The sequence below is a fragment of the Oleiphilus sp. HI0043 genome (assembly GCF_001634935.1).
In genome coordinates, this window is record NZ_LWEY01000252.1 from 1 (window position 1) to 1105 (window position 1105).

A 1105-nucleotide genomic window follows, 5' to 3' on the forward strand; every position below is an offset into this window, starting at 1 on the left:
AGGTGCTGGCAAGGGTACTACCCAGTAGTAGGTATTGGGGGGTAAGTAAAGGGTGAAGAAATGCCTACTCCCTTGAGTCGATTGTTCTTGTTTATAGGCTTGCGCATGATGAACGTGACTTAGCATTATTTATAACATTGGGAGAAATTCTATGTCGGATATTCAAAAATGGGATCCGGAGGACGAGCAGTTCTGGGAATCCACCGGTAAGAAAATAGCCAACCGAAATTTGTGGATTTCTATCCCGAGTTTGCTTTGCGGCTTCGCGGTTTGGTTGTATTGGGGCATCATCACGGTTCAAATGTTGAACTTGGGCTTCCCCTATGAAAAATCACAACTATTTACTTTAATGGCGATTGCCGGTTTGACGGGTGCAACGCTACGAATACCCAGCACCTTCTTTATCCGTTTGGCGGGTGGCCGAAATACAATCTTCTTTACCACAGCATTACTCATGCTACCTGCAGCCGGTACAGGTATCGCGCTGTCTAACCCTGAAACACCTTTCTGGGTTTTCCAGGCACTAGCGCTTCTATCTGGCTTTGGTGGTGGTAACTTCTCATCTTCAATGTCAAACATCAGTTTCTTCTTTCCTAAGAAGCAGCAGGGCTTGGCGCTAGGTTTGAATGCGGGTCTGGGTAACTTTGGTGTTACTACGATGCAGATTCTGGTTCCATTGGCGATGACTGTTGGCATGTTCGGCGCACTAGGCGGCGAGTCAATGACGCTAGTTAATACTTCAGGTACCTTGATCGGTAAGATTCCTGCAGGTACTGAAGCATGGATTCAAAATGCAGGCTTCGTGTGGTTGCTCTTCCTGATTCCTCTCGCACTTGCTGGCTGGTTCGGTATGAATAACTTGCGTGAAGACCACATTTCGCCAAGTATTCCTGGCCCTGTTGGTTCTTTCGGCTTAATTTCAATGATGTTGCTGGTTGGCTTTGCTTGTGCAATCTTCGGCCTATGGTTGATGCTTCCTGAGAAAGTGGGTGGTTCAGGTTTTGGTGTAAGTAAGTGGATCGTATTACCTATTGTTATCGCAGCGACAGTATTTGCTTTGAAAGCGATTCCAGGTCAGATCGGTGAGAGCTTAACGCGTCAGTAC

The 1105-nt window shown here is 46.8% G+C and carries 1 protein-coding gene; it reads left to right on the top strand.

Going from position 1 to position 1105, the window contains the following annotated elements; all coding sequences use genetic code 11:
- Positions 1–151: 151 nt before the first annotated feature.
- Positions 152–1105, top strand: a 954-nt coding sequence (locus tag A3729_RS03820) for an MFS transporter (RefSeq protein WP_156497628.1), incomplete at its 3' end; no start/stop codon positions are given.